Raw genomic sequence first — 24,252 nt, forward strand, 5'->3', positions numbered from 1 at the left:
CTATGAAGGTTGCAAGTAGTGAAAAACTAGGCACAGATCCAATTTTGCCTCTTTTATTAAAGCTATCACTACCTGGTATAGTGTCTATGGGAATACAAGCACTTTATAATGTAGTGGATAGTTTCTTTGTAGCACAGGTAAATGAAGAAGCTATAGCTGGTCTTTCTGTTGCTTTTCCAATGCAGATTTTTTTAATCGCTCTATCAGTTGGAACAGGTGTCGGAACAAGTTCTTTAATATCTAGAATGTTAGGTGGAGGAGATAGAAATGGAGCTATTAGCGTAACAGAGCACGTATTATTTATATCTTTGGTTTATAGTGCTGTAGTCTTTTTTATTGGTTTTTTCTTACCTAAAAGTTTTATTTATCTCTTTTCAGATGATCCTTTAATAGCAGAATATGCTTTTCAGTACGGTCGGATAATTTTAATGGGATCACTACCACTATTTTTTGGTTTTCTAATTAGTGATGCCCTAAGGGGTCAGGGAAATACATTAATCCCTATGGTAGGTATGATAACAGGTGCCATTATTAATATTATCTTAGACCCTATTTTAATCTATGGGTTAGGCCCTATACCTCGTTTAGAGGTTCAAGGTGCCGCTATTGCAACAGTAATAAGTAAAACAGTTACTTTCTTGATTGTTCTTTACGAATTATTAAAGGGAGATAATGAAGTAAAACCTAAGTTTAAAAATGGGTTAAAGCATTTCAAGGTTAATAAAGACATTATAAAAAATATTTATAAAGTAGGACTTCCTGCAGCTGTAATGCAGATGTTAGCTTCAATTATGATAAGTGGGCTAAACATAATTGTAGGTAACTTAAATGATCTAGCTTTATCTGCTACAGGTATATATTTTAGAATACAATCTTTTGTTTTCATGCCCGTTTTTGGGTTAAATCAAGGGTACATACCTCTAGTTGGGTACAATTTTAGTAATGGAAATGTAGATAGAGTGAAAAAGGTAATTGGTTATGGAGCTTTAATAGGAGGTCTTTTTACAGGTCTTGGTTTTATCTTATTTCAAACAATACCAAGTATAATTGCTAGTCCATTTGTTGCAAGTGAAGAGTTAATGGATATTGTAGTAACTGCCTTTAAAAGAATAAGTATCGGTTTTCCTGTAATTGGGCCAGCAATCATTGGCGCTACAACTTTTCAAGCGATTGGTAAAGGTGTCCCATCATTGACTCTATCTTTTTTTAGACAGATAATCTTACTTTTACCTATAGCTTACTTTTTATCTTTAACAGGAAATTTAAGCTTAGTTTGGTTTGCTTTTCCGATATCTGAGTTTATTTCCTTTGTATTTTTAATACTCTGGCTCTACACAACTTTGAAAAAAGAGCTAGCTTTTGCTAAATTTCAGCGAGGATAACTACATAAGTTAACTTTAATATCTAAAATATCAAACTGCTTTTGTGCTATGGATTATGATAGTGATTTTCAAATTTATTTTCTCTAATTTAAGTGGAACTATAGTAGAACAGAATATAACTAATAGCAGTGTATAGCTTCGAGTTACACTTAAGAGGGCTGGATGCGTCCAGTCCTCTTTTAATTTCAATACTCTAATTAGGATTCATCTAAACTTGTACCTCTTTAAACCGGCAAGTTATTGTCTATTCGTCGAAATGCTAATCTGAAACTTGTACTATATTAAGACCTTTATAAAATAACTCACTTATATCTATAATTGACTAGCAGTATCTGCTGGTATTTTTCTAACTAAGTTTACTTGCTACTGATAACTTCTCATCCTCCCTCCATTATTTCTACCCAGAAACTTCTGTCACTTCTAAATCACCTCTCATGACGAAAAAAGAAGTGTTAAAATAGATACAGTTCTACCACTTCATCTAAGCAAACCACTGTACTACTGACTTTTACCATAATTCATGATAAAATGGACTAATACAAGGTTTATTGAACATCAAAGTGAGGGACTGTAAATTAGGGGGTAAGGGAGGATAGTTATGAATGAAAAAAAATACGATGCAGATCAAATTTATGAATTATTAAAAGAAAGAATTATTCATATTAAATATGAACCAGGTGATGTATTAAATGAAGTAGAAGTAGCTGAAGAATTCAATGTAAGTAGAACTCCTATAAGAAAAGCATTTCATATTTTAAATAGTGATAAGCTGTTAAGTTTGATCCCAAGAGTCGGAGCCCAAGTTACGCCTATAGATTTTAAGAAAATGAAAGCTATATTTGAACTAACTCGAGAACTAGACCCATTCGCTGCTAGACTAGCTGTTAAAAGAATTAGTGCAGATAAAATTAAAGAATTAGAAGAAATAATGAATGAATTACAGAGCTATAATATAGAAAAAGATTATCAGAAAGCTATTGATAAAGATGAAGAGTTTCATAAAATAATATATAGTAGTTGTGGTAATCCATGGTTACAAGAAATTTTAACTTATTTACATTATCATACTGAGAGATTATGGCATTATAGTGAACAATATTTCGATAATATAGAATTATTTTCTGATACTCTAGGTAAGATCTTAAAGGCCATAAAAGAACAGGATACAGAAAATGCAGAAAAATATACTAGAGAACATATTGATCAATTTGTCAATAAAATAAAGAATGAAATGCTATAGACAATATTTAACTGCACCCAAATTTATATTTTGGGTGCAGTTTTTTTAGAATTTTTTGATAAACTATTGAAATACAACAGAAAAACAATTAAAATTATAAATAAATACACAGCTTGTCCTAAGTGTATTCAATCAACTGGAAAGGAGTTGGTTTAAGTACACACTAAAAAAAGAATGAAGAGAGGTGATATGTCATGAGTTCAAAATGCTATCAAATAGTTACTAATAATCCAAAGGTAAAAGAAGAATTTCAAGAGGCAATTTATATAAAAGGAGATTTTGAAGATGTACTTACAAAAACTCGTGATTTAGTGCACAAAGGGGCTGAACTAGTTACTCACCCTTTAGGAGCAAGTATTAGAATGCTTTATTCACCATATCGCTCAATTATTATTAAAGAGAAACAAGATACAATCAACGACTTTTATATTCAAACTATAGAAAACAGTATCGTAACCTATCAAAAGCATGCTGCTACAAGAAGAGAAGATTCAGATAATAAGCACGATTATGAAAATGTCGATTATCAATTATTACTCTCTTCTCTAAAGGAATGCGAAAGCTTGTTCTACGATAATCACACACTTTCAGGAGGTGCAATACAGTGAATCTTGAGTTAAGAAAAATTAATATTACTGATTTAAAATTAGGAGATCAAATGAAAGTTGAAAATGGTACATTAACCATTAATGAGAAAAAAATAATCGATGAACTAAAGGAAGATGTAAATATCAAAGATGTTAAAGTTGATATTGCTGTTCCAGGTGAAAAGGTAAGAATTATTCCGGTAAAAGATGTAATCGAACCAAGGTTAAAAATAGAAGGTGAAGGTAAAGGTTTTGCAGGTGTTTCATCTGACATGGCACAACTTGGTTCTGGGAAGGTAAATGTACTAAATGGTGCAGCAGTAGTTACAATAGGTGATGTTGTAGGTTTTCAAGAGGGTGTAATTGATATGTGGGGTGAGGGTGCTAAGTGGACCCCATTTTCTAGTACCTACAATATTGTAGTTGATATAACTCCTATAGACGGATTAGACCCCCATACCCATGAACAAACGGTAAGATTTGCAGGTCTAAGGGCTGCTGAAATAATTGGAGAAGCTGCTAATGAGGTAGAACCTGATGAAATCAAAAATTATAATTTAGGAAACGTTCATGAAGAAACTGAAAAATACCCAGATCTACCTAAAATTGCATATGTAGAAATGCTTATCTCACAAGGGCTATTACACGATGGATATGTTTATGGTGTCAATACCCAAGATATACTACCAACCTATATTCATCCCAATGAAGAACTAGATGGTGCTGTTATAAGTGGGAATTGTGTCGCCGCTTGTGATAAAATCACCACCTATCAACATCAAAATAACTCAGTAATATTAGACCTCTACGAAAAACATGGTAAGGAAATTAATTTCCAAGGGGTAATTTTAACTCCAGAAGTAACTACTCTTGCAGGTAAATTTAGAACATGTGACTATACTGTAAAACTATGTAAGTCATTAGGTGCTGATGGAGTAGTTATCTCTGAAGAAGGTTATGGAAACCCTGATTCAGACCTTTTAATGATCTGTAAAAAACTAGAAGATGAAGATATAAAGACAGTTCTAATTACTGATGAATGTGCCGGACGTGATGGAATGAGCCAACCTTTAGCAGATACCACACCTGAAGCAAAAGCTGTTGTATCTACAGGTAATGTTAGTCATGTAGTTACATTACCTAAAGCAGATAAAGTATTAGGTGATGACCGTGCTATAGCTACACTAGCTGGTGGTTGGGAAGGATGTCTTGAAAATGATGGCACTATTAGATGTGAATTAAACGCAGTTATTGGAGCTACTTCAGAAATTGGTTATCACAATTTAACTGTAAAATTATATTAATCATCTAAAGGAGAGGGGTTAAAATTATGAGTTTTAAAGTTTTATATTATGTAAATCAATTTTTTGGACAAATAGGCGGAGAAGAACAAGCTGGAATGGAACCTGTTTTTAAAGAAAAAGCTATCGGACCGGCAATGGGTTTTGACAGTTTACTAGAGTCAGATGGAAATGTAGTTGGAACAGTTATTTGTGGTGATAATTACTTTAATGAACATAAAGAAGAAGCATTATCCACAATAATCAAAATGGTTAGTGAACAAAAACCAGATATATTAGTACTAGGACCAGCATTTAACGCAGGACGTTATGGCATGGCATGTGCTGATATAGCTGATTCAATTGTTAAAAAGTTTAACATACCTGTTGTAACTGGTATGTATGAAGAAAACCCTGGAGTAGAGGTGTGTAGAGCTAATAGTATAGTAGTTAAAACAGCTGATTCTGCAGCAGGCATGAAAAAAGCTATCTCAGCTATGGCAAGTATTACTAAAAAAATCATGAGTGATGAAGAGCTGTTAGGACCTGAAGAAGAAGGATATATCCCACAAGGAAAAAGACTAACTATCTTTTCTGATAAAAAGGGTTCAAGAAGAGCTATAGATATGTTATTAAAGCGTTTAAAAGATGAACCATTTGAAACAGAACTTCCAATGCCTACTTTTGATCAAGTTGAAGCTGCTCCTCCAATAGAAGACTTAAGTAAGGCTACTCTTGCATTAGTAACTAGTGGAGGAATTGTACCAAAAGGAAACCCAGATAAGATTCAATCAGCAAGTGCCCAAAAATGGGACAAATACAATGTTAGTGATAAGGATTCCCTACACGATGAATATTGTACAATTCATGGTGGTTTTGATCCAGTTTATGCAAATGAAGATCCCAACAGAGTTGTGCCATTAGATATTTTAAAACAATTAGAACAAAACAACACAATTGGACAGGTTCATGATTATTTTTATACAACTACAGGAACCGGAACCTCAGTTGGTAATTCGGTTAAATTTGGAACTGAAATTGGTCAAGAATTAAAAGATAGTGGCGTAGACGGCGTTATTCTTACTTCAACATGAGGTACTTGTACACGTTGCGGTGCAACGATGGCAAAAGAAATTGAAAGATATGGAATACCTATTGTTCATATGTCCACAATTACAACCATCTCTGAGTCAGTAGGTGCAAATAGAATTGTTCCTACAATAGCGATCCCCCACCCAATTGGAAATCCTGAATTATTAGACGCTTCTGAACAAGACTTAAGAAAAAAATTAATCCAAAGAGCGTTAAAAGGATTAACTACTGAGGTGTCTAGTCCTACTAAATTTTAAATTTCTAGGTTAACTTAAAAAAATAGAAAAGCCTATTAAGTTGTGCTAATTTTTAGCTAGCTTAATAGGCTTCTCTACATCAGAAAGGAGTAAATTTAAAATGGACAATAAGATTAATTGGACCGTTGTAATGACATATGCAGGTGCTTTTATCGCTCTATTAATTGGTTCAGGCTTTGCTACTGGTCAAGAAATCTTACAATATTTCAGTGCTTATGGATATATGGGTGTTTTAGGGGTAGTCGTTGTATTTCTTTTGTTTTTGTATGTAGGAATAGACTTTATTACCACAGGTTATGATCATGGAATAAAAGGTGGTAAGATATATAAATATTATTGCGGAGATATAATAGGAACATTTTATGATTATTTTTCAATAATTTTCATATACTCTTCATGTGTTGTTATGATAAGCGGAGCAGGAGCAACTATTAACCAGCAATTTGGCCTGCCTGTATTTTTAGGTGCCGTTTCAATTGGTATACTTGCTGCTATCACAGTATTATTTGGACTCAACAGAATAGTTGATGTTATTGGAAGAATCGGACCTTTACTTATAGTGCTAACAATTATTCTAGGGATAATTTCCTTAGTCAGAAGTCCAGAAAGTATGACATCATCAAATGAACTAATCCCAACACTAGATTTAATGACAGCTTCTACAAACTGGTTCTTTGCAGCAAGTTCATATGTTGGTTTTTGTATGTTATGGTTAGCAGCTTTTATGTCATCACTCGGTGCATCAGCAAAGAGTAAAACAGATGCCAAATTAGGTGCTATATGTGGTGCAACAGGTTTTAGTGTAGCATTAATTATTGTTACAATAGGTATTATGGTTAATATAAGTGATTTAGCTGATTCAATGGTTCCGACTTTAATATTAGCAAGAAATATTCATTCTAGCTTAGCTGTATTTTTTTCTGGTATTGTAGTAGCAGGTATTTATACCACTACAGTTCCATTACTATGGCAAGTAGTAGCAAGGTTCTCTGAAGAAGGAACTACAAAGTTTAAAGCAAATACAATCATACTAGCAACCCTTGGTATAATAATTGGATTATCAGTTCCCTTCGATAGGTTAGTAAATATAATTTATGTAATAAATGGATACGTAGGTATTTTACTCCTAGGTTTTATGGTAGCAAAAAGAATCAGAACAGGTATTGTAAGTGAAGGTATTAGTAAGGGTGCAGATTAGTTCTGATTAGCTTCAAATAAAAGTCTCCTACTCATAAGTTTTGAGTAGGAGACTTTTATTATAATTAATAATTAAATTTAACCACTTCATTTTTTAGCTCTTCCGCTAGATGAGATAGGTTTTCACTTGTTCTAGATATTTCTTCCATAGCGGCAGTTTGCTCTTCTACTGTTGAAGAGATCTCTTGTGTACTAGAAGAGTTTTCCTCAGCTATAGCTGATAAGTCTTCTAGTGAACTAATTATTGAGGTCTTTTGTTTTTGTAGATCATCACTATTAGTTTCAAACTTAGCTACAGTTTCTTTTATTTCATTAATTTTATTAGCTATCTCTTTAAACTTAGTACTTGTATCATTTATTTGTTGTGTTTGCTCTGATAGAACTTCTTTACTTACTCTATCCATAGTGCTTACAGATTCTGATGATTTCTCTATTAGGTTATCTATAATCTTTGATATCTCTTCTGATTGTTTATTACTATCTTCTGCTAACTTTCTAATTTCATCAGCTACTACAGCAAAACCTTTACCATATTCACCAGCTCTTGCAGCCTCTATACTAGCATTTAATGCAAGTAAATTAGTCTGCTCTGCTATATCTTTAATTGTATTACTTGCTGTTTCTATAGTTTCTGCATTTTCTTTAGTCTCTTGTATAACAGAAAAAACCTCATTTGAAGCATTTTTACTTTCCTCAGTTACAGAAATTAATTTATCTACGGTATTAACACCTTCTTCTTTTAATTGTGTTACCTCTTTTGTTATACCAATTAACTTTTTAACATCTTCTTGGTCTTCATCTATTATTCTACCTAATGTTTCAGCACTACTTAAAGATTCCTCAGTACTTTCAGCATGATCATTTGCACCATTTGCAATATCTTCTACAGCTCGAGACACATCATTAGCTGCAGTTGTATTTTCTTCCGTATTTGTATTTAACTCTTTTGAATAAGAAGTTAAATCAACAGCTTTTTTATGAACTGTATCTAATAAGCCTGTAATATTTTCTCTCATACTAACTAAAGCACCTTCAATTACCCCAACTTCATCTCTTGTAAAACCTTTATCCTCTAAGTCTTCAGTATAACTAAAGTCAAAGTTTTTCATTTGGTTTATTGTTCTTGTAATTTTACTTAAAGGTTGTTTTAGTAACTTATTAAATATGAAATAGTTTAATCCAGTTAAAAACAGAACTACTAATATTACTGCAACTACCATAATAGTATTAAAAAAATCTACAGGTTCTTCAATCTCACTAGTTGCTAACATACCAACTACATATAGATCTTCCCAGCTTTGAGATGTCATAAAATAGTCTTCACCTTGAAAATCAACATTTGTACTAGTACTCTCATTTTGAGTGATATAATCTAAAAGTTCACCTTCCTCTAATTCTTTTCCTATCATGTCAGGGTCTGAATGAATTCTATAGCTACCATTATCATTAACTGCAAATACCATACCTGTATCACCTAGATCAGTATCCTCAGCTATACCCTGGGCTTGGTTTTGTGTGAAATTATATAAAATATTTAACTCTTCTACATTTACACCAATTTGGATTAAACCTTCTTCGTCATACCTTGAAACACCAATATATTGAAACATTTGACCATCAAGAGCTCTTTCACTAGGGTCTTGTATGTATTCTTCTCTAGATGCACCTATTAAGTCCATAAAGGGTCTAGTTTGATCATCTTCAGTAAAATCTAGCCCCTTCGCCCCTTCAGTATTAGTATATTCAATTACACCTTCTTCATCTGTTACATGAATTTCATCTACATTAAAAAGCTCAGAAAGTTCAATAAGACCTTCAGTTGATAAATAGCCTTCATCTTTATCAATCATCTTTGCAATAGCATGTGCATCATCACTAAATTCGTTTTCAATTATATTTGAAAACATATTGTTATTTTCCGTTGCTGAACTTAAGCTATCTACTACCATATCCACATCGCCTTCAATATTTTCGGTTGTTATATCTGTAACTAATCCTCTTACACCAATTGAAATGGTTGTACCACCAACCGCTAAAATAACTAATACTACTATCAAAGATGGAATTAAAATCTTCCATTGTAAGCTAATATCAAAATTAGTTATGTACTTTTTTAACATTTAACTCCCCTCCCCTAACAATTGTTACACTAATTTAACCACGTTTTGATTTTCTTTGCAATCCTTATATTACCAAAAAAACTGGGGTGTTCCAGCATTTTTCCCTAATTTTCGCTATTATCACAAAAGTGCAGCATTATGATAAATTTCTAATTCAAAACTGATAATACTCCTTAATATAAATCCCTAACTAGTTCTTATCTTACCTGAATGATAGTTACAGAAATCAAAGTTTATTTTTATCCACATATTTATCCATAGCCTCACTTCTAGAACTTTCTTCAACTTCTCTAAAATTTCTTTTCGGTTAATCTCCTCTCTCTCTTTAAATGTTCTCTATAGCTTAGAAAACATCACCTAGCTTTTCGCTCGCACATATCCTAAACCACACCTTGTTTTATAGGCTCGCCGTTACGCTTTTTTTATGGGGGGAAGGTTATGAAAATAAACTTACAGGGTTTTTTTAAGGGTTTAAAAGGTTTTATGATATTTTCTAAGACTTGGGTACTTTGGGTCTTTTGTTGGGTAGTCAATATCACTGGGTGGTTGTTGATTGGTTTATTGTGGACACAGGAACTTTTTTCACTAACTAATATACAGACCACTCTTAAAGCTTTTGGAGGGATTCTAGGATGGACACTCTTTATCTTATTAATCTTTTATCTATGGACCAAATACAGAAATAACAGGCAAAAAGAAAAAGAAACACGACAATTCAAATATGAAGCTCACACCCCAATTAATTGGAAAGAGATCCTGATCTCTAAAGAAGGTTCTAAACCAAAAGTAACTGAAGAAAAATAGTATGGGAGGCGCTTTAAGTGGATTTGTTTCTAACTGTCCTTAGAGCCATTGGTATTTATGTGTTTTTGTTCCCTATTTTGTTATGTGTTGTTTGGATCGTTGGAAGTCTTTACTACTGGCGAAAGTATGAAACCTCGAAGGAACCCTATCCTTTCGAAGAAAGCTTCGAGTGGCCTTATGCAACTATTATGGTTCCGTGTCGAAACGAAGAAGCAAATATTCGTTTAACTACTCGAGCTCTTAGGAACTTGAATTATAATAGGTATCAAGTCTTATTCATAGATGATCACTCTACTGACGATACTGTATCTATCATCCAAGAAGAAATATCAGGTTTAGATAATTTTCACCTTTTAAGATTAAAGAACAACCTAGGAAAAGCAAAGGCCTTAAACCAGGCCCTTAAATTGGTATATACTCCTGTCACTGTCGTTATTGATGCCGACACAATTCTGAGTGAAGATGCTTTATTTTGGTTAATTCACCCCTTAATGTTTAAAGAAAATACAGGAGCCGTCACAGGTAATCCTTATGCCTTTAACAGATTTCACTTAATTGAAAAACAGCAAACTGCCGAGTTTGCTTCTATTATCGGACTTATCAAGCGCGCTCAATGTATGATCGGTAAACTTTTAACAGTATCTGGATGTGTGTCAGCATTTAGAACCGATGCCTTACAAACAGTAAAAGGTTTCTCGTCCTGTACTGCCACTGAAGATATTGACAGTACCTGGCGGATCCAAAAACAGGGGTATAACGTATGGTTTGAACCGCGAGCAATAACTTTTATTCGGGTACCAAGCACTATCAAAGCATACTGGAAACAGCGAACACGCTGGAGCTTAGGGGGATGGCACCTACTTCGAAAGCACTCTGATGTGTTTAAAAACAGAAAGTGGAGAAGTTTATGGCCCATTTATTTGGAATTTTCTCTCGGATATCTTTGGGCGTTTTGTTTCATTATTGGTACCCTACTGTGGGTACTAACCATCAGCTTTAATGACTCGAAGAGAACCATTACACTACTGACTTTTAGCATGATTCGATAGAGTAGATAAACACAAAGAAGAATTCAATGTAAGTATAACTACTATAAGAAAAGCATTTTCATATTAAATAGTGATAAGATATTAAGTTTGATCCCAAGAGTCGAAGCCCAAGTTACCCCTATAGATTTTAAGAAAATGAGAACTTAAGTTTCGGACTTAACCGGCCTTGAGTATGCATCAAATTTAGAAGAATTGAAACTTCAAGGCCCCATTGGAACTAATCACCACGTATCTTTCCGACCGATTTAACTGACTTGGAGCCACTTGAAAACTAGAAAACCTAGAATCATTAAGTCTATATGGTAGATTTCATATGTTTCTCCATTAGAAAACCTAACTAATTTATACTGGCTAATTTAGAAAACTTAAAAAGTATTGCTTTAGATTGAAATAGTATAACTGATATTTCTGATCTTCCTGATGCATTTCACCAATAGCTGAACTTGATAATAGAAATTAACAATATTAAACTGTCAGATAATCAAATAAGCAATGTTTTACCAATTTCAGATGTAAAAATTACTCAAGCCCTTAAGTTAGATAATAACCAAATAAGTGACTTATCTCCATTTAATAATATGGACAACTTACCTGTCTTGTCACTAGACGACAATGAAATTGAAGATCTTTCACATATTACTGAAATAGAAGAACTAACTTCTGTATCACTAAACAATAACAAAATCAAGGATATCACTCCACTATTAGAGATGGACAGTATTGTTGAAATTGAACATGGATTTAGTGAAGTAGACCTAAGACAAAACTATATAGATACATCACCCGAAAGTGAAACCATGGAAGTAATTGAAAAACTAGAAGAAAAAGAAGAAGAGGTTCATATTAACCTAGAAGAACAATAGATAAATAATCTCACAAAAGAGTCAGCCTTCAAATGGATGCATTTAAAGGCTGACTTTATTTTGTATGCCATGCAACTATTTAGATAGCGAATATTTTCAATGATATAAAAAGTCCTCATATTAAAACACTCTCGAAAAGCCGAGAGTGTTTTAATGTTTTGTTATATCTTATCTTTAGTTTTCTTTAGCTGACATATTAGCTGCACCTTTAAGAGCAACTGTAATAGCTTTTTTCTCAGCTTGATAGTAAAGACGCTCTTTTTCTTCTAAAGAGTAACCCTGCTTTAATATAATATTAGAATCAGTCCCTACTACTGCTCCTACCCGTAATCTTCGTTTAGATCCTACTATAAAAAGAGTTGAACACTCCATTTCAGAAACTACGACATCTGTATCTAGTAATAGATCATTTAATTCTTCATTTTGCATATAGAATGCATCTCTAGTGTAGCTAGCACCAACAAAACATTGTTCATTTAACTCCTTTGACGTATCAACTAACTCATTAGTTACATCGAAATTTGCAACAGCCGGATAACTCATTGGTAAGTATTCTGTAGAAGTTCCATCACCTCTTACTGCTGAATTAACCACTACAACACTACCAATAGGTATATCAGAACGTCTAGCTCCTGCAGAACCAACTCTAATGAAAGTATGTGCCCCGACTTTAGCTAATTCTTCAATTGCTATTGCTGCAGAAGGACCTCCAATTCCCGTTGAGCAGACACTAACAGGTTGTCCATCATAATAGCCATTATAAATTACATATTCTCTGTTTTCTGCTACTTTGGTTGCTTCATCCATACAATCTGCTATTCTTTTTGCTCTTGCTGGATCACCCGGTAACAGCACGTACTGGTTTACATCGCCTTCTCTGCAGCGAATGTGTTTTTGAACATCAGTTGTTTTTTTATTCATGTTTATCCCTCCAAATACAAAGATACAAGTTGTGAAGATTTTACATTAACTAGTCCTTTATCAGTAATTTTTAGTTCTGGACTTACAGGTAATGAATTTGTACTAAAAGACATAATAGGATTATAGTGATTATAACCTAGCTCAGTCATTGCTTCTCTAACTTTATTTAGATCATCACTAACCTTTTTAGCAGGAGCTTCAGATAATATCCCAGCTACAGGAAGAGAAAGTTTAGCTAGAACCTGTTCATTGTCAACCACACAATAACCCCCATTCATATTTATCAGGGTATTCGCGGCTACTAGCATATCTTTAATATTTGCTCCTATCACCATAAGGTTGTGGTGATCATGTGCATAGGTAGTTGCTATGCTTCCTTTAGAAATCGTATCTCCTGTAATAAGTCCAAAACCAACATTACCACTTCTATTATGGCGTTCGAACACAGCAGTTAACAGGTAGGGAGAATTCTCCCAGTCTAATTCTCCATTTTTAACAGGAAGTTCATCGATTATTTCTTTAGTATAAGTCGTCCCATCTGAGACTTTCATAATTCTACAAGAAATATTCCCTTCATTAATAGGAGCTTTAACTACCAAATCTTCTTCTGTTAACTCGTTTATTTTAACACTTTTATAAAATCTTTCCGGAAATTTAAACGTATCATCTTTGGTGTCTTTATGGTTTAAAATTGGCTTACCATTTTTAAATACTTGATCTATTTCAAAGGTTTCATAATCATCTAAAAGTACAAAGTCTGCTACTTTCCCAGGTGCTATAATTCCTCTATCAAAAAGTTTCATTCTTTTTGCTGGTGTATAAGTAGAGCTATAAATTACCTTTGTTGCTGGTAAGCCAAGTTTTATTGCTTTTTTTATTACTCTATCTAAATGCCCCTCATTAACTAATGTATCTGCCATGACATCATCTGTTACAAAGGCTATCTGATCATAAAAATTATGTTCTTTAATACAATCAACTACATCTTGAGTTAATGATTTTTCTTGTAGTTCTATAAACATGCCTTTTGATATTTTTTCTATCATATTTAGAGGTGATTGTTTGGTATGATCAGAATCTACCCCACTACAGAGCACGCTAGATAATTCTTCACCACTTAAATCCGGACAGTGACCCTCAATCACCAAATTTGGATATTCAGATCGAAGGTAATTTAATATATTATTAATTTTACTGTCTCCTTGATTAATAATGCTTGCAATATCCATTACTTCACCTAAACAAACTATATCATCATTATTTAGTAATCTCTTTATTTCAGGTAAATCTATCTGTGCACCAGAAGTTTCATGTTGAGTAGAAGGGACTGAACTTGGTATACCATAAAAAATATCAAGACTACAGTCTTTTCCTTCATCTACCATAGCAGTAATTCCATCCTCACCAAAGACATTGGCTATTTCATGAGGATCAGATACAACTGTAGTCACACCTCTTTTTGTAACTTCTTCAGAGAAAGTTGACGGAGTTATCATAGAACTTTCAATATGAAGATGGATATCTATAAGTCCAGGGATCAAGTATTTACCTTTACAATCAATAATTTCATCGTAATCAGACACTTTACTAGTATTTGTAGCCTCTAACTCTAAATGTTCAACTTTACCATTTTTAACAAACACTCTTCCAGGTTTAAATTGTTGTAAATGGGTAACAAAAATGTTTACATTATCTAAGATAAACTTGTTTTTCATTTAACCAACCCCATTTTATAAAATTTATCCTGGTATGAGAATGACCTCATACCAGGGAAAATCTTGCTATTGAGAAAGCTCTCGATTCCATCTGTGACTCCACTCTTCTGTATGCTCAACAATATAATCTGAATCTGTAGTTCGCAGACTTTCAATTACATCTTCACCATAGGTTAAGCCTTCAGCTTCTTCTTCTGTTAACTCAACATTTTTATTTATTGGTGAATCAAGCTTATCTAGAGCATTTCTTTCTTGAACTTCTTCACTTAATAAGAAGTTAATGAACTCTTCAGCTAACTCTTGATTTTCAGTTCCTTCTACCACGTTCACAACATTTCTATTAACAAAAGTACCTTCAACAGGATCAACCCACTCTGCTGATGGCAGTCCATCTTTAATACCTTCAAAAGCGAAATCTTGAACACCTGCTATCAAGACTTCACCTTGCGTAAACATATTTACCAGTTCAGATGATCTTCCGTAATATTCTAAGACGTTTTCGTCTAGGTCTTTTAGGGCTTCAAAAGCTTCATCTTCATCTTGTATAGTAACACCTTGTTTATCTTCAGCTGCTATTACTACATTTAAAGGTCCGGCTGTAGTATTAATCTCTGGCATGGATACCCTACCTTCAAACTCTTCATTCCATAGGTCAGTCCATGACTCAACTTCCATATCAACTTCCTCTGAATCATATACTAAGCCGTAACTACCAATAGTATAAGCTGGCCCATACTCTTCTCCTAAGGGAGCTTGTCCAATTTCATAAATTTCTTCTAGGTTAGGTATGTTTTCACGATTGATTTCAGCAAATAATCCATCATTTCTTCCTTGTATTGCATAGTTCTCAGCTAAATAGATTACATCTACTACTTGGTCTTGCCCTTCTTCAGCTCTCATTCTAACCTCATTTAATCTTTCAGAGTTGTTTCCAACTACTAGTTCAATCTCTACATCATGTTCTTCTTCAAAAGGAGTAAATACGTTTTCCCAGAATATATCCTCATTAAAACCCCAAGTAGAAATGACTAAAGTATCTTTATCACTAGCATCATCTCCACAACCTGTTAAACTAAATAATAGTAGTACTGATAACCCCAACAAACTTATTAAAGAAGCTTTTCTCATAAGTCTTCTCCCCTCTCTCTTTTTAATAATTAAAGTAAGACAATTTTGTTTTCCTTAAATTTAAGTGTTACTTTTTCTTCTGAATCAAAGAGTTCATTTGTGTCATCATTTACTATAATAGTACCTATAGGAGTTTCTACTTCATACTGGTATTGCTGCCCTAAAAAAGTTCTAATTCGAACAGTTCCTGGAATATGGTTAGCTTTTTCTTTGTTATCTCCTCCTTTCATGATATCAATATCATCAGGTCTGATAGCCATTCTATTTGGAGATTTTATCTCTTTTCCATCATAAGTTGTGGCTACAAACCTGTAGTTTTCTTCTGTTGACAGATGAACTCCATCTTCTCGTGGTGTACTATCTAAAACATCAACAAAGTTATCAAACCCAACAAAATCGGCAACAAATTCTGTTTTAGGTCGCGAGTAAATTTCTTCAGGTGTACCAAGTTGTTCAATATCTCCTTTGTTCAAAATAGCAACCTTATCAGAAATTGAAAAACACTCTTCTTGATCGTGAGTTACATAAACTGTAGTGATACCAAGCTTTTGTTGAATCTTCCTTATTTCAACTCGCATAGTAACACGTAATTTAGCATCTAAATTACATAAAGGCTCATCTAGTAACAATAGATCTGGATTAATCACTAAAGCTCTAGCTAAAGCAACCCTTTGACTTTGACCTCCTGATAATTCTCCGGGATATCGTGATTCATAACCAGTTAAATCAACTATTTCTAGGACCTCTGCCACACGCTTTTTTATTTCTTCTGGAGAAACTTTTCGTAGCTTTAGCCCAAAGGCAACATTTTCATATACTGACATATGAGGAAACAAAGCATAATTTTGAAATAGATAGCCAAAATTTCTTTTGTATACGGGAATTTTAGTATAATCTTGTTCTTTAAATATAAAATTTCCACTTCTTGTAGGTAAAAAGCCGGCAATAACCCTTAAAGTTGTAGTTTTTCCGCAACCACTAGGGCCGAGTAGTGATATTAATTCCCCATCATTTACAGAAAGGTTAAGTTTTTCTAATACTAAACTTTTTTTGTTATAACCAACCGAAATGTCTTCTAGGCGCAAAAGAGCCATAACATAATCCCCCTTATAGATAATCTTCGTTAGTGTACAGGGCTATTTACTTGGCAAAATGGGTTAACCCTAATGTCTTTTCAATTGCAAACATAATTATTACTGTAATAATCATTAAAACTACTGAAAGTGCTGAAATTGTAGGATCAAAGTAATATTCTACATAACTTAGCATCTGAATTGGTAAAGTCGATATACCTGGTCCTGTAAGAAATACAGACACCGGAACATTATTAAATGAATTAATGAACGCTAATATGAAAGCAGCTATAATACCTGAACGAATATTAGGTAAAACAACTACAAAAAAAGCATGTAAGCGATTACAACCAAGGCTCATAGCGGCTTCTTCTACAGTATAATTAAAATTCATTAAACTAGATGAAATTACTCGTACAACATAAGGAAGAATCACAATTGTATGACCGATCAGTAAACCTCTATAGTATGGGATGCCCATATTAATAACTAAAAACTTTAGTAAAGCGTACCCAAGAACAACCATAGGGATTACAACAGGTGATAAGAAGAAATTAGATAAGATACTTTTTCCAAAAAAATCAAATCTACTAAGGGCATAAGCTACAGGTATCCCTATTAAAAGGGCCAAGACTGTTCCGATAACAGCAATTTCAAGACTGACCCGAAATGTTCTAACAAACATATCTACTTGAAATATATTAAAAAACCACTGTAAGGAAAAACTTTCTGGAGGAAAACTCAAGTAACTTTCCCCACTAAATGCTGTAACAGTTATAATTACTAAAGGACCAATCAAAAAAGTATATACGAGCATGGTGAAAAAAGTTAAAAATTTATTTGTTTCATTCATATCATTTTCACCCCTTTGGATTAAGCTTTTTAGCGCCACGGTTAATCACAGTAATGATGGCCATAGTTGTTAAGATCATAATAGTTGCTATAACTGAAGCTGTAGTCCAGTCATTCAAAGTTCTAGCGTTTTCATATAGTAATGTTGCCATCACCCTAGTCCTTGAACCACCAAGTAATTGAGGGGTAGTATAGGCTGTAAAACTACCACAAAAGACTAGGACACTTCCAATTACTACTCCTGGTAAACTAAGTGGGAATACAATTTTCAAAAAAGCTTTTAATTTCGAAGCACCTAAACTTTCTGCTGCTAAAACTAAATTATGATCAATATTTTCCATAACACCTACTAAAGACAGTATCATAAGTGGCAAAAATAAATGTACAAAACCTATTATTATAGCAGCCTCAGTATATAAAATAGATAATGGTTCTTCGATAATATTTAAGCTAGTCAAAAAGTTATTTACTAATCCTTGTCTCCCAAGTACAACAATCCAACTAAATGACCTAACAACTGGGCTTGTTAACAAAGGAAATACTGCTAATGCTATATATAGCCCACGTTTTTTTATATTTGATTTAGATATAAAGTAAGAAGTTGGAAAGCCTAGCGTAACAGCGATCAAAGTACTAATTAAGGCGATTCTTAAAGTTCGAAAGTAAATATTCATGTTATATGGATCTTTGAAAAAATCTCCATACCTCTCAAGGGAAAACTCTCCACCTACTTGAATAGTTTCCATAAATATTGAAAACAAAGGGATAAGTTGAAATATAACCAGGAATAGTAAACCCGGTGATATAAGTAAAAGTACTTTTTTTGCAGTAAACATCCCCAATTCCTCCTCTAAAGCAGGTTAATTTCATCAAACATCTGCTTAATCTTTAATTTGTTCATAAGGTATCCCCTCTAATAGATCTTGCTCCCCCCCTTCAACATCCTCATTACAGCTCTAACTACTTTCTTGAAATTTTCAAAAAAACATCGACGAAACTATTATAACTAATTAAATGAATAATTAAAATAGAAATAACTAAAAATAATGCTTTTTTTGATAGATTTCGACAGGACCTTCTTAGTACTGAAATATTTATGATCACGAAAATTAGCTAAATATATCAAAACCCCTCTTTTCTATAAAACATATACATAGATCAAAAATCTATAATATTTTAGGGAGGTTTTACATACCAATGTAATGTCTAAAAATAACTTAAATTTCACCTTACTAAAATTCAGGAAACGAATCCACTGTATTCAATTTTTTGAATTTAGAGAATTATCAAAATATTGTTATCAATAACACCAAAACTCACTATTAATTAAAGGGGGGATTAAAACTTTTAGGCTTTGTGATATTACAGAATTAATATATTAGGAGGGTCATAATGAGTAAAAAAGGATTTGACACCATTGTTTTTGGTTTTGCTTTGTTTGCCATGTTTCTAGGGGCAGGTAATGTCATATTTCCGCCATTTTTAGGACACTCTTCTGGAATTAGTTGGCTTCCTGCTGCAATTGGGTTCTTACTAACTGGCGTGGGACTTCCTCTTTTAGGAGTTGTTGCAGCTTCTGTAGCTGGTGGCACTATTGATGATTTTGGTAAAAATGTCAGTCCAAACTTTGGGAAAATTTTTGGAACAGTGATAATTTTAGCAATCGGACCTTTCTTAGCTATACCAAGAACAGGAGCTACGGCCTTTGAGTTAGGAGTTGTACAGTTTATAGGTAATTCTTTGGCTGCTTCCATAATTACAACAACTATCTTTTTTGGAATTACATTGTTTTTTGTCCTAAATCCTTCTTCAGTTATAGATAGGATTGGGAGATACTTGACTCCAGTCTTGGTTGTAATTCTCGGTGCAATTGTTGTAGGTGGAGTTATAAATCCAATGGGTGCACCTGTAGATATGGAAGTTACTACTCCCTTTAGAACTGGTTTTACAGAAGGTTATCAGACTATGGACGCATTAGGTTCGTTTATTCTTGCAACAATTATAATTATTAGTTTAAAAGAAAAAGGTTATAAAACAACTTCTGATCAAGTTTCAATGACTATTAAAGCTGGAATAATTGCTGCTACTGGTTTAGGATTAATTTATGCGGGATTAATTTTTATCGGAGCAACTTCTAGCTCTGTCTTTTCAGAAGAAATCCAGCGAACAGCTCTCCTAATAGGAGTAAGTGAAAGAATACTTGGTACTATGGGTACCTATGCTCTCGGAATAAGTGTCTTTTTAGCTTGTCTTACTACTTCTATTGGTCTTACAACTACTGCCGGAAGATTCTTTCATGGAATTACAAACGGTAAATTAGATTATAAGCTAGTGGTTTGGCTAACTGTGTTATTTAGCCTCTTCATCGCTAATGCTGGGGTTGAATCGATTGTAATGATAGCTGAACCTCCTTTAGTTACAATCTATCCAGTTGCAATTGTTTTGATAATTATGACTATCCTTGATAACTACATTAAAGATAAAGTAGTTTATAAGGGAGCTGTTTTAGGAGCATTTATAATAGGTCTGGTTGATTCACTGATGTTATTAGATGTAAACCTCTACGGTCTAGAAAATATAACTCGTAATTTACCATTTGCAGAATACGGAGTTCAATGGATAGTACCTGCTATCGTATTTGCCCTAGTTTTTAAATTAATTAAAAAAATAAATACTACAAGATCAAATAAAAGCTCTGATACAACAGATATTAACTAAAAATGAACTAAGAAATTTTATAAACTAGTTATGTAATAGTTTATAAAAGAATAGAGATAGTACTGTACGATAAAAATTTTTGGCCTTTTTACGAAACGGCGTTCCATATCACAGAACACGATAAGTGTAAAAAATATTTTTAAGGAGGCTTTTAAAATGTCAGAACAGGTTTTTAATGAAATGGAAAAACAGGGACATGAACAGGTGATTTTCAATTATGACAAGACCACTGGTTTAAAAGCAATTATAGCTATTCACGATACTACTTTAGGACCAGCTCTTGGTGGTTGTCGTATGATGGATTACGAAAGTGAAGACGATGCTTTAGCTGATGTCCTTAGACTATCTAAAGGGATGACTTACAAATGTGGGGTTTCAGGTGTAGACTACGGTGGTGGAAAAACAGTAATTATTGGAGATTCTAAAGAAAAAAGCGAAGGGATGTTTAGGGCTCTTGGACGGTTTGTTCAAACAATTAGAGGACGATATTACACCGGGACTGATGTAGGAACAGCGCCTGATGACTTTATCGATGCAATGAGAGAAACTGATTGTATAGTAGGGCGTCCTGTAGAGTATGGAGGCGGTGGGAGTACTGCAATTACCACAGCCTATGGAGTCTGGCAGGGACTTAAGGCCTCTTGTAAAGCTAAATACGGGTCTGACTCACTAAGAGGAAAAAAAGTTGCCATCCAAGGACTAGGAAAAGTTGGACGATTACTTGTAAAACATTTAATTGAAGATGAAGGGGCTAAGGTAGTGGCTACTGATATTAGTAAAGATGCTATTCACGAAGTGAAGTCAGAATATTCACAAATTGAAACATGTAAGCCAGATGAGATCTATGAAGTGGATTGTGATATCTTTAGCCCCAGTGCTTTAGGTGCTGTCATCAATGATTTTACTATCGATAAATTAAACTGTGATATTGTAGCTGGTTCTGCTAATAACCAGTTACAAGAAGATAAACACGGTGATATGTTATTTGAAAAAGGTATTTTATACGCACCAGATTATGTGATTAATGCCGGAGGACTGATTCAAGCAGCTGATGAGGTTAAAGAATTCAATCATGGTAGAGTTATGAAAACTACATCTAAAATTTATGACATACTGTTAGACATCTATAAAATATCTAAAGAAAAACAAGTTCCTACCTATAAAGCTGCCAATATTTTGGTAGAAGACCGTTTAGATACAGTAGCTGGAGTCAAAAAGAACTTTTTAGCTTAAAAAGGTCAATAATTAATATGAAAGGGGAGAGGACTGTGAATAAAGTTTTATTATCTGGTAATGAAGCAATCGCAAGAGGCGCCTATGAAGCTGGGGCTACAGTAGCAACAGCCTATCCTGGTACACCAAGTACTGAGATTTTAGAAAATATAAGAAAATATAAAGACGAACTCTACTGTGAATGGGCTCCTAATGAAAAGGTCGCCATGGAGGTTGCAACTGGAGCCTCTTTTACAGGTGCACGCTCTCTTGTTGCTATGAAACATGTAGGGTTAAATGTGGCGGCTGACCCCTTTATGACCCTGTCTTATACAGGAGTAAAAGGTGGGCTAGTAGTAGTATCAGCTGATGATCCTAGTATGCATAGTTCTCAAAATGAACAAGATAACAGACATTTTGCTAGATTTGCTAAAGTACCTATGCTAGAACCTTCAGATAGTGAAGAAGCTCGCGAGTTTATTAAACATGCTTTCGAAATCAGTGAAAAATTTGATACTCCCCTACTTTTTCGTGTTACAACAAGAATATCCCACTCTAAAACAGTAGCAACTCTTAAAGAGCGCGAAAAGGTTCAGTCACTAGAAGAATTTGAAAAAGATCCGGATAAATTTGTGATGGTCCCAAAAAACGCTAGAAAGCGACATGTAGTTGTAGAAGACAGGATGAAACAGCTAGAGGAGTTTTCTAATCAGACAGAGCTAAATAAAATTGAATGGAAAGATAGTAACATAGGTATCATCACTGGTGGTATTTCTTATCAGTACGTAAAAGAAGCACTACCCCATGCCTCAATTTTAAAGCTTGGCTTTTCTTATCCAATACCTAAGAAAAAGATTGAAGAATTTAGTGCTAAAGTAGATAAACTCTATGTTGTTGAAGAATTAGACCCTTTCCTAGAAGAACAGATTAAAGCTATGGGTATAGAAATTATCGGCAAGGAAAAACTTCCTATAATATATGAATTAAACCAAAAGATATTAAAAGAAAACCTAGTGGGTGAAAAACCAGAACAAGTTTCTTATTCTGAAGTTGACCTACCACCACGTCCCCCTGCTTTATGTCCAGGTTGTCCACATAGAGGTGTTTTTTATACTCTAAACAAACTTAACCTTGATGTTATGGGTGATATTGGTTGTTATACCCTAGGAGTAGTTCCACCATTATCAGCTATAGATACAACTGTGTGTATGGGAGCAAGTGTGAGTATGACTTTTGGTGCTGAACTTGCACTAAAAGGAGAAGGAAAGAATAAACTTATTGGCGTTATAGGTGATTCTACATTTATTCACACTGGTATTTCAGGCCTTATTGATATTGTCTACAATCAAGGAGCTTCTACTATCATGGTCTTAGATAACAGGACAACAGGTATGACGGGACATCAAGATAACCCGGGCACTGGAAAAACCCTTATGGGAGAAAATACCCAACCCATAGATATTAAAGAGATAAGTAAAGCTATTGGTGTTAACAATGTACGAACAGTAGATGCCTATAATCTCAATGAAATAGAACAAGTGGTTAAAGAAGAACTTTCAAAGGATGAACCATCGATAATAATTACTAAAAATCCTTGCGTATTAGTTGATCGAGATAACACATGGGAAAAATTACAAGTAGATAGTGACAAGTGTAAAGCTTGTGGCATGTGTTATAAAGTTGGTTGTTCAGCTATCTATAAAGGTGAAGATAATAAGGCCAAAATAGATCCGACTTTTTGCACCGGTTGTGGAGTATGTCAACAGGTCTGTAAGTTTGATGCTATTGTAAAGGCAGGTGACTTAAATGAATAATACAAATAATATTATGATCGTTGGTGTAGGTGGTCAAGGTGTGTTACTAGCAAGTGAATTAATCTGTGAAGCACTACTACTAAAAGGTTATGATGTAAAAAAATCTGAAGTTCATGGAATGGCCCAAAGAGGTGGCAGTGTAGTTACAAACGTCAGGTTCGCAGAACAAGTTTATTCTCCACTAATAACAGAAGGAGAAGCAGATTTTCTCCTCTCCTTTGAACAGATGGAAACTTTAAGATGGTTAGACTATATTCACAGTAACACAAGAATAATAGTTAACGAACAACAAATTGTACCTATGCCAGTTGCAACAGGCCATGGTAGCTACCCACCAAATGCCATAGGAAATTTAAAAGAAGTTACAGATAAGGTAACTGCCTTGAATGCACTAAATGTGGCAAAAGAAGCCGGGAATATTAAGACTGTAAATGTAATCCTTGTAGGGGCATTATCTAAATATCTTGATATACCTGAAGAACACTGGAAAGAAATCATTCAAAAACGAGTACCTCCAAAAACTTTAGAGGCTAACTTGAAAGCTTTTGACTTGGGTAGAAACAGTTAGACTATAGTTCATAGCTAAAACCATGGGTAAATATCCCATGGTTTTTATTTATTAATCAAATAACTCTCTATTATATAACATGATCTTGTAGGTGCTTCTATCATGAAGGAATCTACAATTTCTTTAGACAACTGCCAAGCAATCTAAATCAGGGTCATATAGATAAAGTTGATTACATAACTACTAATGGCGGCCATGATCAGTACAAAAACTATGAAATTACTGATTACTACAATCCCAGTGCTATTATTACGAGTCTGTCAAGTAATTGGTGTAAACATTCCGATACTGACATATAAGAATAACTTAATTACAGTATAAAATGCTTAATAAATCGAGGGAGTTACCTTAGATAAGGGACTTCTCCCTCGATTTATCAT

General features: G+C 33.8%; 20 protein-coding genes. 13 read left to right on the forward strand and 7 right to left on the reverse strand.

Annotated features, from left to right (window positions below):
* Positions 1-2: 2 nt before the first annotated feature.
* The 6 genes from CDO51_RS10020 (at position 3) to CDO51_RS10045 (ending at position 7,036) form a co-directional block, all read left to right on the forward strand.
* On the forward strand, positions 3-1,382 hold the full coding sequence (locus CDO51_RS10020; protein WP_089024133.1) for an MATE family efflux transporter: 1,380 nt from the start codon (positions 3-5) through the stop codon (positions 1,380-1,382).
* A gap of 598 nt (positions 1,383-1,980) precedes the next feature.
* Positions 1,981-2,622: a GntR family transcriptional regulator gene (locus CDO51_RS10025; protein WP_089024134.1), complete on the forward strand. Its 642-nt coding sequence runs from the start codon at positions 1,981-1,983 to the stop codon at positions 2,620-2,622.
* 194 nt (positions 2,623-2,816) lie between these two features.
* Positions 2,817-3,230, forward strand: a complete 414-nt coding sequence (locus tag CDO51_RS10030) for a GrdX family protein (RefSeq protein ID WP_089024135.1) — start codon at positions 2,817-2,819, stop codon at positions 3,228-3,230.
* The gene (locus CDO51_RS10035; RefSeq protein WP_089024136.1) at positions 3,227-4,513 is read left to right on the forward strand and encodes a glycine/sarcosine/betaine reductase component B subunit; all 1,287 of its coding nucleotides are present in this window, start codon (positions 3,227-3,229) and stop codon (positions 4,511-4,513) included. Before CDO51_RS10030 ends, CDO51_RS10035 begins: the two co-directional genes overlap by 4 nt.
* Before the next feature lie 26 nt (positions 4,514-4,539).
* The gene (locus CDO51_RS10040; protein WP_089024137.1) at positions 4,540-5,838 is read left to right on the forward strand and encodes a glycine/betaine/sarcosine/D-proline family reductase selenoprotein B; all 1,299 of its coding nucleotides are present in this window, start codon (positions 4,540-4,542) and stop codon (positions 5,836-5,838) included.
* Positions 5,839-5,938: 100 nt separating this feature from the next.
* Positions 5,939-7,036, forward strand: coding sequence for a YkvI family membrane protein (locus tag CDO51_RS10045; protein ID WP_089024138.1), 1,098 nt, complete (start codon positions 5,939-5,941; stop codon positions 7,034-7,036).
* A 64-nt stretch (positions 7,037-7,100) separates the two neighbouring features.
* Here the strand turns inward: CDO51_RS10045 and CDO51_RS10050 are convergent, their stop codons facing one another.
* Positions 7,101-9,155 (reverse strand): methyl-accepting chemotaxis protein, encoded by a 2,055-nt coding sequence (locus CDO51_RS10050; protein ID WP_089024139.1) that lies wholly within the window; start codon positions 9,153-9,155, stop codon positions 7,101-7,103.
* Positions 9,156-9,593: 438 nt separating this feature from the next.
* Here CDO51_RS10050 and CDO51_RS10055 point away from each other — a divergent pair, with 438 nt between their 5' ends.
* From CDO51_RS10055 to CDO51_RS10065, 3 genes are all read left to right on the forward strand, one after another.
* Complete coding sequence (locus CDO51_RS10055) at positions 9,594-9,959, forward strand: hypothetical protein (RefSeq protein ID WP_089024140.1); 366 nt, start codon at positions 9,594-9,596, stop codon at positions 9,957-9,959.
* Positions 9,960-10,036: 77 nt separating this feature from the next.
* On the forward strand, positions 10,037-11,008 hold the full coding sequence (locus tag CDO51_RS10060) for a glycosyltransferase family 2 protein (RefSeq protein ID WP_158212421.1): 972 nt from the start codon (positions 10,037-10,039) through the stop codon (positions 11,006-11,008).
* A 443-nt stretch (positions 11,009-11,451) separates the two neighbouring features.
* Positions 11,452-11,871 (forward strand): leucine-rich repeat domain-containing protein, encoded by a 420-nt coding sequence (locus CDO51_RS10065; protein ID WP_089024142.1) that lies wholly within the window; start codon positions 11,452-11,454, stop codon positions 11,869-11,871.
* Positions 11,872-12,045: 174 nt separating this feature from the next.
* On the opposite strand, the gene CDO51_RS10070 is transcribed toward CDO51_RS10065, so the two are convergent.
* The 6 genes from CDO51_RS10070 to CDO51_RS10095 all read right to left on the reverse strand — a co-directional run bounded on the left by CDO51_RS10070 (position 12,046) and on the right by CDO51_RS10095 (position 18,396).
* A complete protein-coding gene (locus CDO51_RS10070; protein WP_089024143.1) occupies positions 12,046-12,792 on the reverse strand; it encodes a nucleoside phosphorylase in 747 nt (248 codons plus the stop codon).
* A gap of 2 nt (positions 12,793-12,794) precedes the next feature.
* On the reverse strand, positions 12,795-14,507 hold the full coding sequence (locus CDO51_RS10075) for an adenine deaminase (RefSeq protein WP_089024144.1): 1,713 nt from the start codon (positions 14,505-14,507) through the stop codon (positions 12,795-12,797).
* 66 nt (positions 14,508-14,573) lie between these two features.
* Positions 14,574-15,635 (reverse strand): ABC transporter substrate-binding protein, encoded by a 1,062-nt coding sequence (locus CDO51_RS10080; protein WP_089024145.1) that lies wholly within the window; start codon positions 15,633-15,635, stop codon positions 14,574-14,576.
* A 29-nt stretch (positions 15,636-15,664) separates the two neighbouring features.
* The gene (locus CDO51_RS10085) at positions 15,665-16,729 is read right to left on the reverse strand and encodes an ABC transporter ATP-binding protein (protein WP_089024146.1); all 1,065 of its coding nucleotides are present in this window, start codon (positions 16,727-16,729) and stop codon (positions 15,665-15,667) included.
* Positions 16,730-16,775: 46 nt separating this feature from the next.
* Entirely contained in the window at positions 16,776-17,561 is a 786-nt protein-coding gene (locus CDO51_RS10090) for an ABC transporter permease (RefSeq protein WP_089024147.1), read from the reverse strand.
* A gap of 7 nt (positions 17,562-17,568) precedes the next feature.
* A complete protein-coding gene (locus CDO51_RS10095) occupies positions 17,569-18,396 on the reverse strand; it encodes an ABC transporter permease (protein WP_089024148.1) in 828 nt (275 codons plus the stop codon).
* Positions 18,397-18,952: 556 nt separating this feature from the next.
* On the opposite strand from CDO51_RS10095, the gene brnQ reads away from it, so the two are divergent.
* The 4 genes from brnQ (at position 18,953) to CDO51_RS10115 (ending at position 23,872) form a co-directional block, all read left to right on the forward strand.
* A complete protein-coding gene (gene brnQ / locus CDO51_RS10100; protein WP_089024149.1) occupies positions 18,953-20,278 on the forward strand; it encodes a branched-chain amino acid transport system II carrier protein in 1,326 nt (441 codons plus the stop codon).
* Positions 20,279-20,434: 156 nt separating this feature from the next.
* The gene (locus tag CDO51_RS10105; RefSeq protein WP_089024150.1) at positions 20,435-21,511 is read left to right on the forward strand and encodes a Glu/Leu/Phe/Val family dehydrogenase; all 1,077 of its coding nucleotides are present in this window, start codon (positions 20,435-20,437) and stop codon (positions 21,509-21,511) included.
* A gap of 17 nt (positions 21,512-21,528) precedes the next feature.
* On the forward strand, positions 21,529-23,304 hold the full coding sequence (gene iorA, locus CDO51_RS10110; RefSeq protein WP_089024151.1) for an indolepyruvate ferredoxin oxidoreductase subunit alpha: 1,776 nt from the start codon (positions 21,529-21,531) through the stop codon (positions 23,302-23,304).
* Positions 23,297-23,872, forward strand: coding sequence for an indolepyruvate oxidoreductase subunit beta (locus CDO51_RS10115; protein ID WP_089024152.1), 576 nt, complete (start codon positions 23,297-23,299; stop codon positions 23,870-23,872). Before iorA ends, CDO51_RS10115 begins: the two co-directional genes overlap by 8 nt.
* Positions 23,873-24,252 lie beyond the last annotated feature (380 nt).

It is taken from the genome of Natranaerobius trueperi, assembly GCF_002216005.1.
Classification (GTDB): Bacteria; Bacillota; Natranaerobiia; order Natranaerobiales; family Natranaerobiaceae; genus Natranaerobius_A; species Natranaerobius_A trueperi.